18 protein-coding genes and 1 tRNA gene are annotated in these 19,038 nt (G+C 36.3%); 9 read left to right on the forward strand and 10 right to left on the reverse strand.

From position 1 onward, the window contains the following. Nucleotides 1–61 precede the first annotated feature (61 nt). The 7 genes from ACFO3O_RS12625 to ACFO3O_RS12655 form a co-directional block, all read right to left on the reverse strand. Entirely contained in the window at nucleotides 62–874 is an 813-nt protein-coding gene (locus ACFO3O_RS12625; RefSeq protein ID WP_379979328.1) for a purine-nucleoside phosphorylase, read from the reverse strand. A gap of 9 nt (nucleotides 875–883) precedes the next feature. After that, a complete protein-coding gene (locus tag ACFO3O_RS12630; protein WP_379979330.1) occupies nucleotides 884–1,591 on the reverse strand; it encodes a T9SS type A sorting domain-containing protein in 708 nt (235 codons plus the stop codon). Nucleotides 1,592–1,602: 11 nt separating this feature from the next. Further along, complete coding sequence (locus tag ACFO3O_RS12635) at nucleotides 1,603–2,223, reverse strand: TIGR04282 family arsenosugar biosynthesis glycosyltransferase (RefSeq protein WP_379979332.1); 621 nt, start codon at nucleotides 2,221–2,223, stop codon at nucleotides 1,603–1,605. A 1-nt stretch (nucleotide 2,224) separates the two neighbouring features. Continuing rightward, the gene (locus ACFO3O_RS12640) at nucleotides 2,225–2,710 is read right to left on the reverse strand and encodes a rhodanese-like domain-containing protein (protein WP_379979334.1); all 486 of its coding nucleotides are present in this window, start codon (nucleotides 2,708–2,710) and stop codon (nucleotides 2,225–2,227) included. 122 nt (nucleotides 2,711–2,832) lie between these two features. Continuing rightward, the gene (locus ACFO3O_RS12645; protein ID WP_379979336.1) at nucleotides 2,833–3,528 is read right to left on the reverse strand and encodes a TIGR04282 family arsenosugar biosynthesis glycosyltransferase; all 696 of its coding nucleotides are present in this window, start codon (nucleotides 3,526–3,528) and stop codon (nucleotides 2,833–2,835) included. 5 nt (nucleotides 3,529–3,533) lie between these two features. Next, nucleotides 3,534–4,592 (reverse strand): arsenosugar biosynthesis radical SAM (seleno)protein ArsS, encoded by a 1,059-nt coding sequence (gene arsS, locus ACFO3O_RS12650; protein ID WP_379979338.1) that lies wholly within the window; start codon nucleotides 4,590–4,592, stop codon nucleotides 3,534–3,536. 112 nt (nucleotides 4,593–4,704) lie between these two features. Continuing rightward, nucleotides 4,705–5,040 (reverse strand): arsenosugar biosynthesis-associated peroxidase-like protein, encoded by a 336-nt coding sequence (locus tag ACFO3O_RS12655; RefSeq protein ID WP_013750118.1) that lies wholly within the window; start codon nucleotides 5,038–5,040, stop codon nucleotides 4,705–4,707. 217 nt (nucleotides 5,041–5,257) lie between these two features. Here ACFO3O_RS12655 and ACFO3O_RS12660 point away from each other — a divergent pair. After that, nucleotides 5,258–5,330 (forward strand) — tRNA-Phe (locus ACFO3O_RS12660). Between the two features lie 96 nt (nucleotides 5,331–5,426). After that, nucleotides 5,427–5,654 (forward strand): hypothetical protein, encoded by a 228-nt coding sequence (locus ACFO3O_RS12665; RefSeq protein WP_379979340.1) that lies wholly within the window; start codon nucleotides 5,427–5,429, stop codon nucleotides 5,652–5,654. 12 nt (nucleotides 5,655–5,666) lie between these two features. Here the strand turns inward: ACFO3O_RS12665 and ACFO3O_RS12670 are convergent, their stop codons facing one another. Then, nucleotides 5,667–6,179, reverse strand: coding sequence for a hypothetical protein (locus ACFO3O_RS12670; RefSeq protein WP_379979342.1), 513 nt, complete (start codon nucleotides 6,177–6,179; stop codon nucleotides 5,667–5,669). Nucleotides 6,180–6,530: 351 nt separating this feature from the next. Between ACFO3O_RS12670 and ACFO3O_RS12675 the strand changes: the two genes are divergently transcribed. The 6 genes from ACFO3O_RS12675 to ACFO3O_RS12700 all read left to right on the forward strand — a co-directional run bounded on the left by ACFO3O_RS12675 (nucleotide 6,531) and on the right by ACFO3O_RS12700 (nucleotide 14,154). Next, nucleotides 6,531–7,256, forward strand: coding sequence for a type III pantothenate kinase (locus ACFO3O_RS12675; protein ID WP_379979344.1), 726 nt, complete (start codon nucleotides 6,531–6,533; stop codon nucleotides 7,254–7,256). Continuing rightward, the gene (locus tag ACFO3O_RS12680; RefSeq protein ID WP_379979346.1) at nucleotides 7,249–8,496 is read left to right on the forward strand and encodes a hypothetical protein; all 1,248 of its coding nucleotides are present in this window, start codon (nucleotides 7,249–7,251) and stop codon (nucleotides 8,494–8,496) included. Before ACFO3O_RS12675 ends, ACFO3O_RS12680 begins: the two co-directional genes overlap by 8 nt. Nucleotides 8,497–8,514: 18 nt before the next feature. After that, nucleotides 8,515–9,900: a hypothetical protein gene (locus tag ACFO3O_RS12685; protein WP_379979348.1), complete on the forward strand. Its 1,386-nt coding sequence runs from the start codon at nucleotides 8,515–8,517 to the stop codon at nucleotides 9,898–9,900. Further along, entirely contained in the window at nucleotides 9,900–10,466 is a 567-nt protein-coding gene (gene lptC / locus ACFO3O_RS12690; protein ID WP_379979350.1) for an LPS export ABC transporter periplasmic protein LptC, read from the forward strand. Before ACFO3O_RS12685 ends, lptC begins: the two co-directional genes overlap by 1 nt. A 191-nt stretch (nucleotides 10,467–10,657) precedes the next feature. Then, nucleotides 10,658–11,956, forward strand: coding sequence for a hemolysin family protein (locus ACFO3O_RS12695; RefSeq protein ID WP_379979352.1), 1,299 nt, complete (start codon nucleotides 10,658–10,660; stop codon nucleotides 11,954–11,956). Nucleotides 11,957–12,033: 77 nt separating this feature from the next. Continuing rightward, the gene (locus tag ACFO3O_RS12700; RefSeq protein WP_379979354.1) at nucleotides 12,034–14,154 is read left to right on the forward strand and encodes a peptidylprolyl isomerase; all 2,121 of its coding nucleotides are present in this window, start codon (nucleotides 12,034–12,036) and stop codon (nucleotides 14,152–14,154) included. Nucleotides 14,155–14,423: 269 nt separating this feature from the next. On the opposite strand, the gene ACFO3O_RS12705 is transcribed toward ACFO3O_RS12700, so the two are convergent. After that, on the reverse strand, nucleotides 14,424–15,335 hold the full coding sequence (locus ACFO3O_RS12705) for a GYDIA family GHMP kinase (protein WP_379979356.1): 912 nt from the start codon (nucleotides 15,333–15,335) through the stop codon (nucleotides 14,424–14,426). Further along, on the reverse strand, nucleotides 15,336–16,664 hold the full coding sequence (locus ACFO3O_RS12710; protein WP_379979358.1) for a hydroxymethylglutaryl-CoA reductase, degradative: 1,329 nt from the start codon (nucleotides 16,662–16,664) through the stop codon (nucleotides 15,336–15,338). It lies immediately after the preceding gene. A gap of 176 nt (nucleotides 16,665–16,840) precedes the next feature. Between ACFO3O_RS12710 and ACFO3O_RS12715 the strand changes: the two genes are divergently transcribed. Further along, a complete protein-coding gene (locus ACFO3O_RS12715; protein WP_379979360.1) occupies nucleotides 16,841–19,036 on the forward strand; it encodes a S9 family peptidase in 2,196 nt (731 codons plus the stop codon). Nucleotides 19,037–19,038: the final 2 nt, after the last annotated feature.

A 19,038-nucleotide genomic window follows, 5' to 3' on the forward strand; every position in this document is an offset into this window, starting at 1 on the left:
CTTAAACTACCTCGTGGGCTTACCCCACGGCAGTTTATTTTAAAATAATAAGGGGTTGTTCTTATAAACTTTTTATTAACTCTGAAAATAATGTAATCATGCGGGGTTCTGCTTTTCCAGCCATCGCGATAATTTCTGGAATATTTACAGGTGCCAAATTATCTGGATCACACTCGTCTGTGAGAACTGATACGGCACTTACAGGGAGGTTTAAGTGATTGGCTACAATAATTTCAGGAACGGTACTCATCCCTACAGCATCAGCTCCTATAATCTTGAGATATCTATATTCCGCTCTGGTTTCTAGTTGAGGTCCTACTACCGATGCATATACACCTTTATGTAATTTAATTCCGTTCGAGCTAGCGATATTCTCTAGAGCACTATTCATGTCTGCATCATAAGGAGCACTCATGTCAGTAAACCGTTCTCCTAGTTTTTCAACTCCTTTAAATGCAAGTGGAGATCCTCCTTGTAGGTTGATATGATCATCAATCAGCATTAATTCGCCTTTTTTAAAGTTGAGGTTGACAGCTCCAGCTGCGTTAGATACTAGCAATTTTTTAATACCTAATGCATGCATGATACGCACAGGAAAGGTAACATCAGTTAGCGAATAGCCTTCATACAAATGAAAACGTCCTTGCATCACAATCACACTTTTACCCTCGAGGGTCCCGTATATTAATTTTCCTGTATGAAACTCAACTGTAGCTGTTGGGAAATTAGAAATATGATTATAGCTTACCTCTTTGGAGATGTCTATTTTATCTAATAACTGTCCTAATCCTGTGCCTAGGATAATCCCTATTTCTGGATGCTCAAATCCTTTGCTTTTAAGATATTCTGTAGTTTCTTGAATAATTTTTATCATACTATATGGTTATTGAACAATCAGTTTTCTAGTTGCTTTTTGATCTCCAGAAGAGATCGTCATGATATATATTCCTGCTCTTAATGAAGAAATGTTAATCATCTGGTTGGTTACTTGTTGTTGTGTATATACTCTTTTTCCTAAGATGTCAAAAATCGCTATTTCTGCCTCTTGAGTAGTTAGTCCAGAAATTGAGAATTGATCTCGCATAGGATTTGGCGTAATATTTACAGTATCAAATGCATTGTTTTCAATAGCGAGTGTGGAGCAGTCAGCTCCTTCATTTTCTCCCAAATCAACACGTCCCCAGAGGACATCTGCTTGTACGCACTGTATAATGATGTATGAGAAATCTCCAAGATTTACGCTGTCAGGCACATCAAACGTTTTCATCCCTGTGATAGGATCATTGGTGTCTTGTCCACCATTATCATCTTGTAAAGGTTCTGTAGTTACTTCAAGTTCTGTTCCGCCTTGATTAAGGCGCTCTGTGGTAGATAAATATACACGTAATTCTATACCTTGTACAGTTGAAAAATCATCTCCAAATACGACTTGTTTTGTTCCATCTGTTTCAAATAGAATAGAACCTGTTCCTGATACAGGATATTGTGCAGGGTCATCTATAGCAGCAAAAGCTCCTTCTCTAAAGCATTGGGCATGTGCTACAGATGAGATTGCCATAAAGGCAACGACTAGGATTGTAATTTTTTTCATAAGTATAGTTTTTAATTGGTGACTAAGTATTTTGTAAATTCTGGATACGGTTCTAAATCTTCGGCAAAGTCAATGTCATTGAGCTCTTCCAAAACTTGAAGAGAATATGGTCTTACATCTTCCAATGTTTTCTCAAGGACGGTATCACTGCCCCATGATTTGTTTTTAAATACCTCTGGGATCAACAATCGCATGCCTAGTAAATAATAGCCTCCATCTTTTGCAGGACCAATAACGATATCGTTTGTTGATAGTGCCTCAAAGGCCTGCTCCAAGTGTTGCGGTTGTAAGTCGTAAAGATCACTTCCAATAATGACTACTTTTTTATATCCATCAGAAAATGCTTCTGAAAACGCGTGCTCCATCCGTTGTCCAAGATCTTCTCCTTCTTGTTGAAATTTTTCAAAAAGCGAAGATTCCCAGATGTCATTTTCTCTCACCTTAACAGAATATCCAATTCTTTTTTTGCCAGATACTTTTACAACGACATCATGTGTGTGTTGTAATAAGATCTTGTAGATAGTAAGTGCATTTGCTTCTCCAATACCTTGTGCTAGGCGCGTTTTGACTTTGCCTAACTCAGGGTTCCGGGTAAAAATAAGAAGCAAGTTGTCTCTATTTTCTATAGCCATTTTAAAATACTTTTATGCCTGTTTTCACATATTTTGACCATGCCTTACTATATACGTGGATACTATCTGTTGGGTTTTCTTTTTTGTTTGAAATGGTATACCCTCTGTCTTTCCAGCTAAAAATGCTTCCATATAGATTGTATACATTTTTGTATCCTGCGTTTTGTAGGCTTTCGCCAAATTTTTCTGAACGAACGCCGATAGAGCAATACACGACAATAGGTTGTGATTTGTCTGGGTACGCTTTCGCGAAAGCGGACTCCTCCAATAGCTCACCACTCCAAACAGCATTAGGAATATGACTCACATTATACTCCTCTTTTTTACGAGTGTCTAGGATGAGATACTTTTCCTTATTTTTATGAAGCTCCTCTACCGAAATATAGGGTACAGATTCTCTATTATACTTTTCTAGTGCAAGATCAATGGATTCCTGTCCTAGCATAGGAGAAATGATAAAAAAGAAGATAATACCGAGTATTTTCATCTAAATATTGATTTTTTAGTGCTGTGTAGCTTTTTTTAGAAAGCCTATGTTTTTATGTATAATGATGTCGACCTTATTGCTTATATCATAAGCAATAACATACATGCTTGATGTACGTGATTTTAAAGAGGAAGAAAAGTAGGGGAACCCTTGTTGTGGTGTACACGTCTAGAAAATGAATTAATAAAGGGAATCTTTTGTGTGTAAACAGTGGTTTTTGTATAAACAATAGCTTCAAGTAGCTGTTGTATGATGTGATTATTTAATGCACGAAGTCCTTTTAAAATGATTTTAATGTCTATAAAAAGGTCAATATCTTCTAAAGTTTCAAGAAGATGTGTTTGTATTTTTTCTTTTCTTAAAGAATACGCTATTAAAAGTTCTTTTGTAAGTGTCTGAGATTGCCAGGGTAATTGTAAAAATTCCGTTGGATTAAATTGTGATTTATGTAATCCTATGAGGTAAAAACCTCCATCTTTTGAAGGCCCTAAAACCAGCGAATGTGTTTCTAATTTTTTTGCGGTGTCAAGAATATGATGTGTTTGTAAATGTGGTGTATCATTTCCTATAGCAATGACATGGTCATATCCTTTGTCGTAAATAGATTGTATAGCATTGGTTAATCGCTCTCCAAAAGTACTCCCAACTTGTTGCTCTTCTGTGAGTCTAAAGTAGGGGAGTTTGCTTTTTTTGACAATAGCTATGGTATGATTATTTAATTGAGTAAAAAGTCGCGTTGCATTTTTAAATGGTTTATTTGCCGCTTCTTTTTGAGCAGATTGAGCAAATAATAATATGGCGGTTTTTTTTAAATTCACAATGATTACGCTACGGTTCCTTGACAGCTACTGCCAGCACCTGCGGTACAGCCATAGCAATGTTGAGAGATGACAATATCGCGATTATTTAAAACTTCTTCATTATAATCAGCGATATGTTTAATTTTTGAATTGACTTTGAGGCCCAACATTTGGTTAAAATCACAATCATATAACCAGCCATCCCAACTTATAGAAATCGTATTGGTACACATCACGTTGGCTACAGCCATTGGGTTGTATGCCTCCACAAGTTGATACATGTAGTCCTCATAATTTTCTGAGGCAATCAGATAATCTAAAAATCGAGCAATTGGGAGGTTGGTGATGGCAAATAAATTATGGAACTGAATTCCAAAATCTTCCATCAATGCTTTTTTAAAGTCTTTTTCCATACTGGCTTGATCTCCTGGTAAAAATGCACCTGATGGGTTGTAGACTAAGTCAAGTCGTAGATCGCTATCTGGCATGCCGTAGCCTACAGCATTTAGTTCTTGTAAGGCTTTAATGGATTTGTCAAAAACACCATCCCCACGTTGTTTGTCTGTTTTTCCTTTGGTCCAGTGTGGCATTGAAGAAATCACGTGTACATTGTGTTTTTTGAAAAATTCAGGTAAATCATAGTATTTTTTATTGGCTCTGATGATTGTCAGATTACTACGCACAATAAAATCTTTGATCCCGGCTTTACTAGCTTCTTCTACAAAACGTCTAAAATGCGGATTCATTTCTGGCGCTCCTCCTGTAAGGTCTAAGGTATGTGCCCCTGTATTGCGGATCACATCTAAACACAATTCCATCGTTTCCCACGTCATGATTTCTTTACGATCTGGTCCGGCGTCAACATGACAATGATCACATACTTGGTTGCACATGTAACCTACATTAATCTGTAAGATTTCTAGTGTGCGAGGACGTAATGGAAACTGGTTTGTTTCCATTATTTTTTTTGCAAACGTGGGTAATTCTCCATTTTTAAAAATACCATTGGAGAGTATTTCTAACTGGCGATTTGCATCTGCTAGTTCGTTATTAGTTTTTTGAAGTGACTTTGTTGCTCCCATATTCATTATCCCACGCAGGCGGGTTTTTTTGTTTTTTCTGCTTTTTTGCTTTAACGCTTCGCTCTCCCAATGGTCGTGAATCTCACAAGTTCGATTTCGCGAAAGCTATCCCTTACCCATCTAATTTGTTTACTTTATTCATCATCATCACCCCATGTACTAGTGTAGCGCCGCTTTTTATGGCAGCACCTACATGTACCGCTTCCATCATTTCTTCTTTCGTGATTCCTTTTTGCAAGCCATCTTTGGTATAGGCGTCAATACAATAGGGGCATTGTTCTGTATGCGCTACAGCTAGTGCTATCAGAGATTTTTCGCGAGCTGTTAGAGCGCCTTCTTCAAAAACTTTACCGTAATAGTCGAAAAATTTTGTTCCTAATTCTTCACTCCATTCTGTAATTTTTCCAAATTTCCTAAGGTCTTTTGGGTCGTAATATTGGTCTGCCATAGTGTGTTTGATTGCTGAAGGCTAAAGTATAATTAATCGAACTTCTGTCCAATTACTTACAGTAAATTTAAATAAATGGTTTTATTTATAAATTTAATAGGTTAAACGATTGATTTTGTGTGTTTGTAAATTAAAAATAATCACGAAGATTAATTTTTATTAAAAAAGTTGTTGTTCATATTTAAATAAGGTTATATATTTGCACCCGCATTAGCGAGGTACCTTAGCTCAGTTGGTAGAGCAACGGACTGAAAATCCGTGTGTCCCTGGTTCGATTCCTGGAGGTACCACATAAAAACCCGATCATTTGATCGGGTTTTTTGTTTTAGTTATTAGTTTTTTATAAAACTTCTTTCCTATATTTATAATACCTAAATATGTGTAGTATGGATCTACTAGAAGAAGCCATAGCTTTTGAAAATGCTAAAATGAGCAATATGTCTACAAGTGATAGGGTCGTGGCATCGAGAGAGGCAAAACGACTTGTGCTAGCTCTTAATGAAATTTATAAGGAAACTAAAGATCCCGTATTGATGGATATGATGAAGCGCCTTACAGAAAAAAAACGCAAAATAGAAAAACGCCTTAAGGGAAGACCGCCCGAGGCAGAATAATACGTTTTAAAATTATTTTTCTTTCTTGTAACTTTCCAGTTCTTCTTCTATCTCATCTTTGAGATCAAGATCTCCTATGATTTTATTAAGTTCATTGCTAATCCATACAAGGAATACAATGATAGGCATTATGATGACGAGTGAATACCAAAAGTCAAAATCATCAAAATAATCTTCTTGGTAATTGATAACACTTAATAGTTGAAAAAGAAACATGGTCAATGGAATGAGTATGGCCCATTTCCACCAATGTTTACAAGTGATAAACCAAAGGGTTGTAATAATTACAAATGTTGTTTTGGTAAATAATGCGTGTATAAAATTTTGGGCGTTACTAAAACTTTTAGTTTCAAATGTGAAAATCGTGGTTTCCCATACTTTGCTATTTTCAGGAGCATACAGATAAAGATAAAATAGAAAAGGTGTCATAGCAAGTAAAAATGCAATGACACCTCCAATAATAAGTCGTCTTTTTCTACCCGTTAACTGGGATTTCGTACTTGTCTTTTCTAATTTTTGTTTCATCTGGGGTTGAGTTCGTAGTAGTACCTACAAGAACAGCAAGAGCAAATGCAATCGCTAGAATTACTTTTTCCATAATTTCTGGGGGTTTATATGATTTGTAATGACACAAATATCCGTTACATTCCCTTGATTATGAACTTATTGCTATTATTGTTATTGCGCAACTTATCTACATATGTTTACAAACTTACTAAAAAATGGACTGCACACCTACACAAACCGTTTAAGCATGTTAATAACCCGTGTTTTTTTGTTAACTACCTGCCAATTTGCAAAACCTTTTACTCTTTTACGATTCTGTTAACAGGGTAGTGTTTTTCAATTTGTATTTTTGGCACCTTACTTTAGATTATGCAACTCATTATAGATGTAGGAAATACTAGGATCAAGATGGCTGTTTTTGATGCAGATCAGATGGTCGCCAAAATGACAACTTCATTGACTCAGTTTGTAGAAAGTCTTGGGGGTTTTATCGGAGATTATCCTATAAAGAAGGCTATTATCTCTTCGGTAGGGAGGTTGTCAAAAGAGCAATCTCGATCTGTACAGCTTCGGTTTCCAACGGTGTTATTATCTCACACTACACCACTTCCTTTTGTGAATAACTACGCGACTCCAGAAACCCTAGGGGTAGATAGGATGGCGCTGGTGGCCGCTTTCGCGAAAGCGTACCCAGAAAAAAATGGATTAATTATAGACGCAGGAACTTGTATTACGTACGATTTTATAAATGCCAAAGGACATTATAAAGGAGGCGCTATATCACCAGGAATTCATTTACGATATCAGGCATTGCATAATCTCACAGCAAATCTTCCTTTATTGGAGGTGCAAATGCCAGAAACTATTGTTGGAGATAGAACCGAGACCGCAATTCATTCTGGTGTTATGATGGGGATTGTAAAGGAAATTGATGGGATAATAGATCAATATCAAAGTGATTTTAACGTAGATACCGTTATTTTGACAGGAGGAGACGCAGAAATCTTGTCAAAACGATTAAAAAATAGCATCTTTGCGCACTCTAATTTTTTGATGGAGGGCTTAAATTATATATTAAGACGAACGAATGATTAAAAAAATAATTATTGCAGTAATGCTTGTGATAGCTGGAAGTGCCTATGGACAGGAAGGTGGTACTGCATCTCCTTACTCCTTTTATGGAATAGGGACACAACAATTTAGAGGGACTTATGAGGCTCGTGCTATGGGAGGTATGGGGCTTTATAGTGATAGTTTACACCTTAATTTACTTAATCCTGCTCAGTTAGGACGTTTGCGATATGTTACGTTTACGGTAGGAGGAAGTCACACTGAAGTAACGCTGAAAGATGGGGTTAACGAAAATAATACTTCTGTAAGTACCATAGATTACCTAGCACTTAGTTTTCCTATTAGTAAAAGAGCAGGTGTAAGTTTTGGGCTTGTGCCTCTTACATCAGTAGGATATGATCTTAGTGATGATGATAGTGTAACGACCAATACATTTTCAGGTAAGGGAGGCGTGAATCGTGTATTCTTGTCTGGAGGGTATGAGGTTACAAAAGGTCTTTACGTTGGAGCGAGTGCTAATTATAATTTTGGAAATATTCAAAATGAGACACTTCGCAGTATAGAAGGAGCAGAGTTGGGGACACGTGAACGTAATCGATCAGATATATTAGGTTTTACACTTGAATTTGGAGCGCAATACGATCGAATGATTACAGATAAGTTAGAACTTCGCAGTTCTGTTAAATACGTACCAGCGACAGAAGTGCAATCTCAAAATGACCGTCAGGTGTCTTCTGTTATATTTAATAACTTAGGTCTAGTGCAAGATATAGACATCGTTGAAGTTCCAGTAGGAGATACTAACTTTGACTTTCCTTCCTCTGTTACTGTAGGAGCGGGATTGGGAGAGCCTGATAAATGGTTTTTCGGTGTAGAATATACAAACCAAAAAAATAGTACTTTTACCAATAGGGGGTTTGACTTAGAAGATGTGCGCTTTGAAGATGCAACTCAATTTCGTGCAGGAGGATTTTATATTCCAAAGTATAATTCTGTATCAAGTTACTTACAGAGAGTCACTTATCGTGCGGGATTCAGGTATGAGCAAAGCGGTATTGTGATCGCTAATGAAGATATAAACGAGTTTGGCATATCTTTTGGACTTGGTTTGCCAGCAGGACGAACATTAAATAATATTAATTTTACTTTTGAGTTCGGACAGCGAGGAACGACAAATTCAGGATTGGTTCAAGAAAACTTCTTTAATGCAGGGGTTAGTTTATCTCTGAATGACGTTTGGTTCCTCCAAAGTAAATTTAATTAATAGCATAAAAACTAGATTATGAAAACTAAACTAACTACACTTTTTGCAGCAATCATAGTGATGATGACTGTAACCTCAAACCTAAATGCTCAACAAGTAAGCGAGGAGTGTATTACTACGGGGTCTATTTTTGTAGAAGCTGCAAAAGTTAAAAACTACGAAGCTGCGAGACCGTCTTTTGAAAAACTAAGAAAAGAATGTCCTAGCTGGTCACTTGCTTTATATCAGTACGGAGAACGTCTTTTGAAAGCAGATCTTAAAAAAGCAACTGGAGCGCAAGAACAAACCATCGCTTTAGATTTGATTGAATTTTTAAAACAACGTGAGCAATATTTTCCAGCTAAAACACCAGCAGGAGGAAATGCAGCAGATCAAGCGCAAATCCTTTTTGATAATAAAATTGGAACTAAAAAATCTCAATATGATGCATTTAATGCAGCATTTGCTAAAGATGCAGAATCTATTAGTAGTCCTAAGAGTATCTACACCCGATTTAAATTAGCGGTAGATTTATACAAAGAAAACTTATTACCTCTTCAAGATGTCTTTGATTTATATGATGAGACTCAAGAAAAACTAAATGTAGAAGCAACAAAGCTTGACTCTAAACTACAAAAACTATTAGATAAAGAAGAGTCTGGTTCAGCGCTTACATCAAAGGAAGCGAGAAGAAAAAAAGGATATGAAACAAATCTTAAAGCATTTGCCATTTTCGGGTCTAATACAGACGCAACAATGGGGGTTTTAGGGAATTGTGAAAATTTGATTCCTTTGTACGAAAAAGGGTATGATGAAAATAAAAGTGATATCAATTGGATACGTAAAGCAGCTGGACGTCTTGCGGGTAAAGATTGTACAGACTCAGACTTATTCCAAAAGTTGGTAACACAATTACACAACCTTGAACCTTCTGCAAAAACAGCAAAGTATCTAGGAATTCTTGCTGAGAAGAAAGGTGATGATGCTGCAGCGAGAGATTATTATCAGCAATCTATAGATCTTGAAACAGATCCTAAAGAAAGAGCCGATGCTTATTATAGACTTGCAGAAAAAGCAAGAAGAAGCGGAAGCTATGGTAAAGCAAGGGGTCTTTATAACAAAGCATTGGCAGAGTCTCCATCTATGGGTAAATGTTATTTAAGAATTGCAGCCATGTATGCAAGTAGTGCAAATGACTGTGGAGATAGCGTATTTAATAAAAGAGCTGTGTACTGGTTAGCTGCAAATACTGCAGAGCGTGCTGGTCGTGTTAGTCCATCGCTAGCAGGTAATGCCAATGCAACGGCAGAAGCTTACAGAGGAAAAGCTCCAGATAAAGCAATGATTTTTAATGCAAATATGGGGGGTAAAACCGTAAGCATAGGGTGTTGGATAGGATTAAGTATAAGAGTTCCTAATCTGTAATGACACAACAAAAATATATACTATACTTAGTCACAGCTTTTGCTGTGACTTTGTGTTTTAGTTGTAAAGGTAAAGGAGAGGAAATACGTAAAATGCGTATTAAATCCGATGCAGCGATTGCAGAAGGAACTGGGATTAATCTAAAGTATGTAGATTCTGGTAAAGTAACGGCACATCTCAGAACTCCGTTACTAAAAGATTTTAGTAATGCTAGTTTTCCTTATAATGAGTTTCCTGAAGGGGTAGAAGTAACTTTTATAGATGATCAGGGTAAGGAAAATGTCATTACCTCAAAATATGCAATACAGTATAAAAATACCAATCTCATAGATTTGCGTCAAGATGTAACGCTCTTTACAAGTGATTCAGTTACTCTAAAAGCACAACAGTTGTATTGGGATCAAACTAATAATTGGATATTTACAGATCAGCCTTATACACTTATTACGGCTGACGGTTCTCGTAATGAGGGAGATTTATTTGATTCAAACAAAGACTTTACAAATTTCGTATCTTTAAACAACGTAAGTAAACAATACGTAAAAGAAACCAAAGAAGAAGAATGATTCGATTTGCAAAATATACAGAATGGGTTTATGTGATTATTGCAGTATTAGCTGCGTATGAGTCGTTTTCCCAATGGAATATAGATAGAAATAGGGCCTATTTATTTCTTTTCTTTACAGCAGTAAGTATAGGGGTGTTTTTTTTTAGAAGACATTTCAGGAGAAAGTTTGAAAAAAGAAACCAACCGTAAATGGTAGCTCTAGAGAGTAGTATAGCGGTTATTTGTATTTCGCTTATTCTTTCCGCTTTTTTTTCAGGGATGGAAATTGCCTATATATCGGCAAATAAGATTCATATCGAGATTGAAAAAAAGCAAAATGATTTTATATCTAAAATTCTTACTCGACTTACCAAAAAACCTTCTAAATTCATAGCAACTATGCTATTGGGCAATAATATTGCTTTGGTGGTCTATGGGTATTATATGGGAGATGTGCTTCAGCATTGGTTAGAAGGGGTGCCTTTTGGCGAAAATTTACAATGGCTCTCTAGCTTTGTTTCAGAGTTTGGTCTGTTAAGTCAGACAATTATTTCGACCATTATCATACTTCTTACAGCAGAGTTTTTGCCAAAAGTATTTTTTCAGATTTATGCGAATAAGCTTTTGAAGTTTTTTGCGATTCCAGCCTATTTTTTTTATGTAGTTTTTAGCTTTTTAAGCTCATTTGTCATTTGGATTTCAGATGTTGTGCTTAAGTATATTTTTAAAACAGATGGAGATGAGGTACAGTTAGCCTTCTCTAAGGTAGAACTAGGGAATTATATTTCTGAACAAATGGAATCTGTATCAGAACATGAAGATATTGATACCGAAATTCAAATTTTTCAAAATGCCTTAGAATTTTCAGAGGTGAAGTCCAGGGAAGTTATGATTCCCCGTACGGAGATTATTGCGGTAGAGGAAAATACAACTCCAGCAAAACTCTCAACCATTTTTATAGACTCAGGACTTTCAAAGATATTGGTTTACAAAGGGACTATTGATGATATTGTTGGGTATGTACATTCATTTGCATTATTTAAAAAACCTAAAACTATCAGTAGTGTTTTGATGCCTGTGATCTATGTTCCTGAAACAATGTTGGTAAAAGATGTACTTAATGTGCTGACAAAAAAAAGAAAAAGTATCGGAGTAGTTATAGACGAATATGGAGGTACTAGCGGTATGATGACTGTAGAAGATATCATAGAAGAGCTTTTTGGTGAGATTCAAGATGAGCATGACTCTGTAGATTTGAAAGAAGAAATTACACAAGATGGATACTATCGTCTTTCTGCTCGTTTGGAAGTAGATTATTTAAATGAGATTTATAAATTAAATCTTCCAGAAAGTGAAAATTATGAAACTTTGGGTGGGCTTGTAGTGAGTCATACAGAGGAGATTCCAGAGGTGGGGGAGACCATAACCATAGAGAATTTCCAAATTCATATTCTTGAGACTTCCAGTACAAAAATCGAGCTTATCGAGATACGTCCAATCGAAGAGTAAATCCTATCATCTTTTTATTTTTTATTTTATAAGAAAATGGTATTTTCGCGCACTATTGTAGAATTAACTTAGGACAGATGGCAATTTTAAATAAAATAAGACAACGATCACTATTTTTGATACTAATTATTGCATTAGCACTTTTTTCTTTTGTGCTTGCTGACGTATTTAGAAATGGAGGGGCAGACTCTTCAAAGCAAAATCGTATTGCAACTATTAATGGAGAAGATTTAGATAGAAAAGAATTTGACCGTAAGGTAGAGCAGCAGCTACGTAATTTTGGAGCTTCTGGTACAACCACAAGAGCTGTAAACGCTGTTTGGGATCAAGAAGTAAACCGTATGGTTCTAGAAGGGCAGTACGAAGAGTTAGGAATCCGTATCGGAAAAGAACGTTTAGCAGATCTTCTTAAAAATGCTTTACAAGATGATGCTAGATTTCAAGATGCAGATGGTTTCTTTAGCGAAGCAAAAATGCAAGAATTTATTGCTACGCTCAAGGATAGCAAAAACCCTAACGACTTTCAAGGTTGGATTGCTTTTGAAGAATCTCTTGCCAATACAGAAAAGCAAGAAGTTTATTACAATTTAGTGAGAGCAGGATTAGGTGCTACCTTAAAAGACGGAGAAGTTGCCTATAGACTTGACGGAAACTCTGTGGATATCCAATATGTACAAGTTCCTTATGCAAGTATTCCTGATGAAGATATCGCTGTTACTGAATCTGAAATACAAAATTATATCAACGCTCATAAAGAAGAGTTCCAAACAGAGGCAACTCGTAATATCCGTTTTGTAAAGTTTGAAGAAAAAGCAACGCTTGACGACGAGAATATACTCAAAGAATCTATGATGAGTTACCTTAATGACGAGTTAGTGTCTTATAATAGATCTACTCAGATTAATGATACACTTCCAGGATTTAAAGTAGCTACAGATTTAAAAGAGTTTCTTTCTGAAAATTCTGATTTACCGTATGTAGATCGTTTTGTATTTAAGAAAGATTTAGCAGGGATCGTTAGGGATACAGTTTCTAAATTAGAAGAGGGTGCTATATATGGGCCTTATAAAGACGGTCGTTACATGAAATTAGATCGTATCGTAGAAACTCGTCAAATGCCAGATTCTGTTCAATCACGTCATATTTTATTATCCTATCAAGGAGCGTTACGTTCTCCAGAGACTCGTACTGAGGAAGAGGCAAAGAGACTTGCTGATAGTATATTAACAGTTGTGAAAAGAGATAAAAGTGCATTTGATAAATTAGCTTCTGAATTTTCATCGGATTCTTCAAATAAAGAAAGTGGAGGTGATTTAGGTTTCCAAAACCCTAATTTATTTGCTGCTGAATTCAGAGATTACATTGTAGATAACCCAAAAGGCTCTATGGATGTGGTAAAGACAGATTTTGGATATCACGTTATAGAGGTTGTAGAACAAAGAAATTTTCAAAAAGCATTAAAAATAGCTAGTTTGGCAAAAGAGATTGTGCCTTCTGATAAAACAATTTCAGATGTGTATACACAAACTCAAAAATTTGAAATCGCTGTTGGAGACGGAGATTTTGAAGCTATTGCTAAAGAAAATGGCTATACGGTTCGTCCAGTCAATAATATTGGAAGAATGGATGAGAACTTACCAGGTCAAGGCCCTCAGCGTGCAATCGTACAGTGGGCTTTTGAGGAGGATGCAAAAAAAGGAGATGTGAAACGTTTCCAAGTAAATGATGGATACATCGTAGCACAACTTACGCGTAAAGTAGAAAAAGGGGTACAACGTGCTGAAGACGTATCTGCAAGTGTTATCCCTAAAGTACGTATAGAAAAGAAAGCAGCTCAGATTAAATCAAAAATTACTGGAACAACTTTAGACGCTATTGCGCAAAACCAAGGTCAAACAGTTAGAACGTCAGGTGCACTTAATATGACGAGTCCTAACATTGCTGGAGCGGGTGATGAACCTAAGGTTGTAGGTGTTGCATTTGGTCTTAAAGAAGGAGCTATTTCTGAACCTATTGAAGGTGTAAAAGGAGTATATGTTATCAAAGTGACTAAGAAGACGGAAGCACCAGCATTAGAAAATTACGGTAGTTATGCTGCACAGCAAACGCAAAAAGCAAGAGCAGGTGTTACAACCAAAGTAATACAAGCCCTAAAAGAAGCTGCAGATATTGAAGATAATAGAGGAACATTCTACTAGTAAGAATATTCACTGAATCATAAAAAAAGGATCACATTTGTGATCCTTTTTTTATGTCTTAATTTTTAGTAAAAACTCAATTTTGAGAAGTCTGTAAGACGTACTTAAAATTGTAAGTTGAACTAATCCCGCTTTTTACTGAATTCGTTTCAGTAAAAAGCGGGATCTATGGTCTAATACCTCGACCCATACGACGTTCCTATTTATTAGGTTCAGGGCTTGCCATAAGGTATTATAATACCTTTTATTAAATTTCAAATTACTACTATCTAATGTAACAACATTTCTGAATAGGGAATAATCTTATAATATCCCTTTTCTTTAAAATACTCCATGTCTTCTATAGCGCCAATAGCAAGAATAAAGTCACCACCCCAGCCTCCTAAACTTTTGATAGCATTTGGATAATCAGAAAAGAGTTGTTCTTTGATGGTGGGGGTTTGTAAGATTTCTGATAATTTTGATTCGTGTTTTAGAAGTAAATCTTCAAATCTACTAAGGGAGTCTTGTGATGCAAGAATTTCTTTGGTAAGTGCTGTAAACTCCTTAATATGATAGTCTCTTTCAGTGGTATCAAGATTTTTGTAATGTGAAATACTATCTCTACTGTTTTGTTTTTTATTGAGGTGAATAAAGAAGATTTTTTCTTTAAAAACAGGGTCAAATACCACCGAATTTACTTCTGGAGTTGTTTCTTTGTTGGTGTATGTGATAGGGGTATTTGAAGAAGCACAGGCAATATCATAGCCACTGCCACCAAATGTCATTTTTAGTAACTCGTACGGATTGATAGTTGCCCATAATGCAATATTAGCAATTAGGGTAGAAGAGGAGCCTAGCCCCCAATCTCTAGGAAATTCTAAAGTGCTTACAACCTCATACCCTTTATCTCCTTCTAAAAATGTAGGATTCAGTACTTTAGCCGCTTTGAGAATCTCATAAAGTTTTTGAATAATCGGATTATCAGATGTGGTAGTAGATGGTAAGGGTATATTGATTTCTGTTTCAAACCAAGGGGTGTTGTCATGCAAGACACTCTTCCATATAAGTTTTTGAGTGTTGTTTTCTGTAACGGTCAAAGATTGCCCTAGTTTTGTAGGAACTGCAAGTGAAACTGCGCCATCAAGCACTAAGTATTCACTCGTTATTAATAATTTTCCGTGACTGTAAAAAGAAAGCATCTAAGACCTTATTTTTTCTATAAAACTTACCACAGCACTGTGTGTTACTGGATGTGTTTTAAAGTGGTTGATCGCTTCGTCCTTTTCTGAATTGCTTGCGTCAAATTGATTTAAGATATTCATCAGGTGCATTTTCATATGCCCCTGCTGTATTCCTGTTGTAGTAAGTGATTTGACAGCAGCAAAATTTTGGGCTAGTCCCGCTACGGCAATAATTTGCATTAACTCTTTTGCGTTAGGATGCTGTAGTAATTCAAAACACCATTTAACAAGTGGGTGTAGTTTTGTAAGACCTCCAACTGTCCCTACAGCCAACGGAATATCCATCCAAAATCTAAAGACACCTTTCTCAATACTTACATGTGTAAGACTTTTGTACAGTCCGTCTTTTGAGGCATAGGCGTGAATACCTGCTTCAATCGCTCTAAAATCATTTCCAGTGGCTAGTACAACAGCGTCTATACCATTCATAATTCCTTTGTTGTGTGTTACTGCGCGGTAGGGTTCTACTTCGGCAATGGCAATAGCTTGCGCAAATTTTACAGCAAATTCCTCTCCGTCAATCCCTTTTTCAGTTAGGTCTTTAATGGGGCAACTTGCTTCGGCTCTTACAATGCAATTAGGAACATAATTAGATAAGATGCTCATAATAATGTTGAGTTCGCTCCTGCCTGCCGGCGAGGCAGGTTCGCGAAAGCGAGCATCTGCATCAAACCCATCTTTAAAACTCTGGGCAAACTGTTCTAAACAGCTATTAATAAAATTGGCACCCATAGCATCCAGGGTCTCAAAGGTGCAATGCAATTGGTAGTAGTTGTTTAAAGCATCTGTTTTGTCAACGAGTTCAATATTGAGAATACCACCACCTCTTTTTTCCATATTAGCTGTGATGGACCTTGTGTCTTTAAGTAGTGTAGGTTTTATATCATTAAAAAATGCCTGCAAAACAGCAACATCACCTGTATACATAAAATGCACCTGTCCTATTTTGGTCGTTCCAAGAACCGTTGTTTTAAAACCGCCACGTTCTTCCCAAAATTTAGCCGCTTTACTAGCTGCAGCAACGACAGAACTTTCTTCTATAGCCATCGGGATGGTGTAGTATGTGTCGTTGATCAAGAAATTAGGGGCTACACCAAGCGGTAAATAATAATTGGTAATGGTATTTTCTATGAATTCATCATGTAATTGTTGCAGTTTCTGATCTGAATTCCAATACGTTTTGAGTAGTTGGCTTGCTTCTTCTTTTCTAGAAAAGTAGGTTTGTGTTAACCAGTTAATTTTTTCCAGTTTAGAGAGTTTTGAAAAACCTGCTATTTTTTTGGTCATTCTAATGGGTTTGTAGTCATCACAAAGATAGGTAGAAAGTTCATAAACGGTTTTTACCTATTGTTTTTAAGGATATTTTTTTCTTAACAATTTGGTGGTATTTAACACCAAATCGGGGGTTTTCTAATCTTTTTTTAGTAAAATTGGCAAACCTTTACTAAAATCGTACGATTTTTATGAGAATGTATACTTTTATGATTGCCATGTTTCTTTTGGCAACCCCCACGATTACTGCGCAAAACAAAGCGATAACGATAGCCGATATATGGAAAAATAACACCTTTGCAACAGAACGTTTGCAGGCATTACATTCCATGGCAAATGGAAAAGAATATGCCGTGCAAAATTATGATAGAGACAGCGGTGTTAAATCTGTAGATATCTATGACTATGAAAGTGGCCTGAAAGTCCGTACTGCAGTAAGCACGGCAGAGATTGACGGACTTGATTACTTTGTAGGTTATGAGTTTAGTTCAGACGAACAAAAGGTGCTGCTCTCTACCCAGCTTACGTCGGTTTTTAGACGCTCTACGCTTGGGGAGTTTTATGTCTATGATTTGCTTTCGCGAAAGCTAACCAAAGTATCTGATGATCTTATTCAAGAGCCTACGTTCTCACCAGATGGAACTAAAATTGCCTACGGAAAAAATAATAATCTCTTTGTGTTTGATATTGATAAAAACGAAACCAATCAATTTACGTTTGATGGTCAAAAAAATAGTATTATCAACGGAATTACAGATTGGGTGTATGAAGAAGAATTTGGCTTTGTACGCGCTTTTGATTGGAGTGCAGATGGAGAACGTATTGCGTATATCCGTTTTGATGAAACCAATGTCCCTGAATTTTCTATGGATGTGTATGGAGATAAACTCTACCAAACACAAACCGTTTTTAAGTATCCTAAGGCAGGAGAAGAAAATGCCAAGGTAAGTTTACATATTTATAGTTTAGGAGAAGCGCTTTCAGGAACAAATGTGGTGCAAACAAAAGAAATAAGTTTTGGCAATATAGGCGCTTACTATCTTCCTAGAATACAATGGACCAAAGATCCTAATGTACTCTCTGTACAAGCACTTAATAGAAACCAAAATGATTTGACACTTGTCTTTTACAATGCAAGTACTAATAAAGTTTCACAAGCGTTTAGAGAAAGAGATGCTGCCTATGTAGATGTCACCGATAACCTAACATTTCTAGAGGATCATAGCTTTATTTGGACGAGCGAAAAAGATGGATGGAATCATATTTATCACTACAACAAAGATGGCTCTCTCAAAAAACAAGTCACTTCTGGACGTTGGGAGGTTACAGAATATTATGGTTATGATCCAGCATCCGAGCGTATTTTTTATCAAAGTACGGAAAATGGCTCAATTAACAGAGGCGTATATGCTATTGATTTAAAAGGAAAAAATAAAACACCATTAGCAACTGAGGCAGGATCAAATAATGCTGATTTCAGCGCAGATTTTACTTATTTTATCAATTCTTTTAGTGATGCAGCAACGCCATGGCGTTACACATTACACGATGCTAAAGATGGTAGACTCATTAAAAGTTTAAAAGATAATGAAGCGGTCAAAACACTTTACAATAGCTATAAAGTATCTCCCAAAGAATTCTTTACATTAACCATTAATGGAGAAGATCTAAATGCATACATGATCAAGCCTGTAGATTTTGATCCGACAAAAAAGTATCCGCTGTTTATGTACCAATATTCAGGGCCAGGCTCTCAATCTGTAAAAAACTCTTGGAATAGTGCTAATGATATGTGGTTTCAGATGCTAGCACAAGAAGGTTATATTGTAGCCTGTGTGGATCCAAGAGGAACTGGTTTGAAAGGGCGTGATTTCAAAAAAATAACTCAAAAAGAGCTTGGGAAATACGAAGTGATAGATCAAATAGCTGCCGCAGAAAAACTAGGGCAAAGAGACTATATAGATGCGGATAGAATTGGAATATGGGGCTGGAGTTATGGAGGATTTATGGCATCCAATTGTCTTTTTCAAGGTGCAGATACTTTTACAATGGCCATCGCAGTAGCACCGGTCACCTCTTGGCGTTTTTATGATACTGTTTACACAGAACGGTATATGTTAACCCCACAGGTAAATCCTGAAGGATACGATAATAACTCTCCACTAAGTCATGTTGAAAAATTGAAAGGAGATTTACTACTCGTACATGGTAGCGCAGATGATAATGTGCACGTACAAAATTCTACACGACTCGTAGAAGCCCTTGTGCAGGCCAACAAGCAATTTAGGTACTTCAATTATCCTGATAAAAACCACGGGATTTACGGCGGCAATACGCGATATCATCTCTATACCATGATGACCAATTTCATCAAAGAGAAATTATAACC

Origin of the sequence: Dokdonia ponticola, from assembly GCF_042653865.1 — a bacterium.
GTDB classification, from domain to species: domain Bacteria; phylum Bacteroidota; class Bacteroidia; order Flavobacteriales; family Flavobacteriaceae; genus Dokdonia; species Dokdonia ponticola.

Coding starts and splice junctions, on each gene's coding strand:
- ACFO3O_RS12625 (WP_379979328.1), bottom strand. CDS start 874: ATGATAAAAATTATTCAAGAAACTACAGAATATCTTAAAAGCAAAGGA.
- ACFO3O_RS12630 (WP_379979330.1), bottom strand. CDS start 1,591: ATGAAAAAAATTACAATCCTAGTCGTTGCCTTTATGGCAATCTCATCT.
- ACFO3O_RS12635 (WP_379979332.1), bottom strand. CDS start 2,223: ATGGCTATAGAAAATAGAGACAACTTGCTTCTTATTTTTACCCGGAAC.
- ACFO3O_RS12640 (WP_379979334.1), bottom strand. CDS start 2,710: ATGAAAATACTCGGTATTATCTTCTTTTTTATCATTTCTCCTATGCTA.
- arsS (WP_379979338.1), bottom strand. CDS start 4,592: ATGGGAGCAACAAAGTCACTTCAAAAAACTAATAACGAACTAGCAGAT.
- ACFO3O_RS12655 (WP_013750118.1), bottom strand. CDS start 5,040: ATGGCAGACCAATATTACGACCCAAAAGACCTTAGGAAATTTGGAAAA.
- ACFO3O_RS12665 (WP_379979340.1), top strand. CDS start 5,427: ATGGATCTACTAGAAGAAGCCATAGCTTTTGAAAATGCTAAAATGAGC.
- ACFO3O_RS12670 (WP_379979342.1), bottom strand. CDS start 6,179: ATGAAACAAAAATTAGAAAAGACAAGTACGAAATCCCAGTTAACGGGT.
- ACFO3O_RS12675 (WP_379979344.1), top strand. CDS start 6,531: ATGCAACTCATTATAGATGTAGGAAATACTAGGATCAAGATGGCTGTT.
- ACFO3O_RS12680 (WP_379979346.1), top strand. CDS start 7,249: ATGATTAAAAAAATAATTATTGCAGTAATGCTTGTGATAGCTGGAAGT.
- ACFO3O_RS12685 (WP_379979348.1), top strand. CDS start 8,515: ATGAAAACTAAACTAACTACACTTTTTGCAGCAATCATAGTGATGATG.
- lptC (WP_379979350.1), top strand. CDS start 9,900: ATGACACAACAAAAATATATACTATACTTAGTCACAGCTTTTGCTGTG.
- ACFO3O_RS12695 (WP_379979352.1), top strand. CDS start 10,658: ATGGTAGCTCTAGAGAGTAGTATAGCGGTTATTTGTATTTCGCTTATT.
- ACFO3O_RS12700 (WP_379979354.1), top strand. CDS start 12,034: ATGGCAATTTTAAATAAAATAAGACAACGATCACTATTTTTGATACTA.
- ACFO3O_RS12705 (WP_379979356.1), bottom strand. CDS start 15,335: ATGCTTTCTTTTTACAGTCACGGAAAATTATTAATAACGAGTGAATAC.
- ACFO3O_RS12710 (WP_379979358.1), bottom strand. CDS start 16,664: ATGACCAAAAAAATAGCAGGTTTTTCAAAACTCTCTAAACTGGAAAAA.
- ACFO3O_RS12715 (WP_379979360.1), top strand. CDS start 16,841: ATGAGAATGTATACTTTTATGATTGCCATGTTTCTTTTGGCAACCCCC.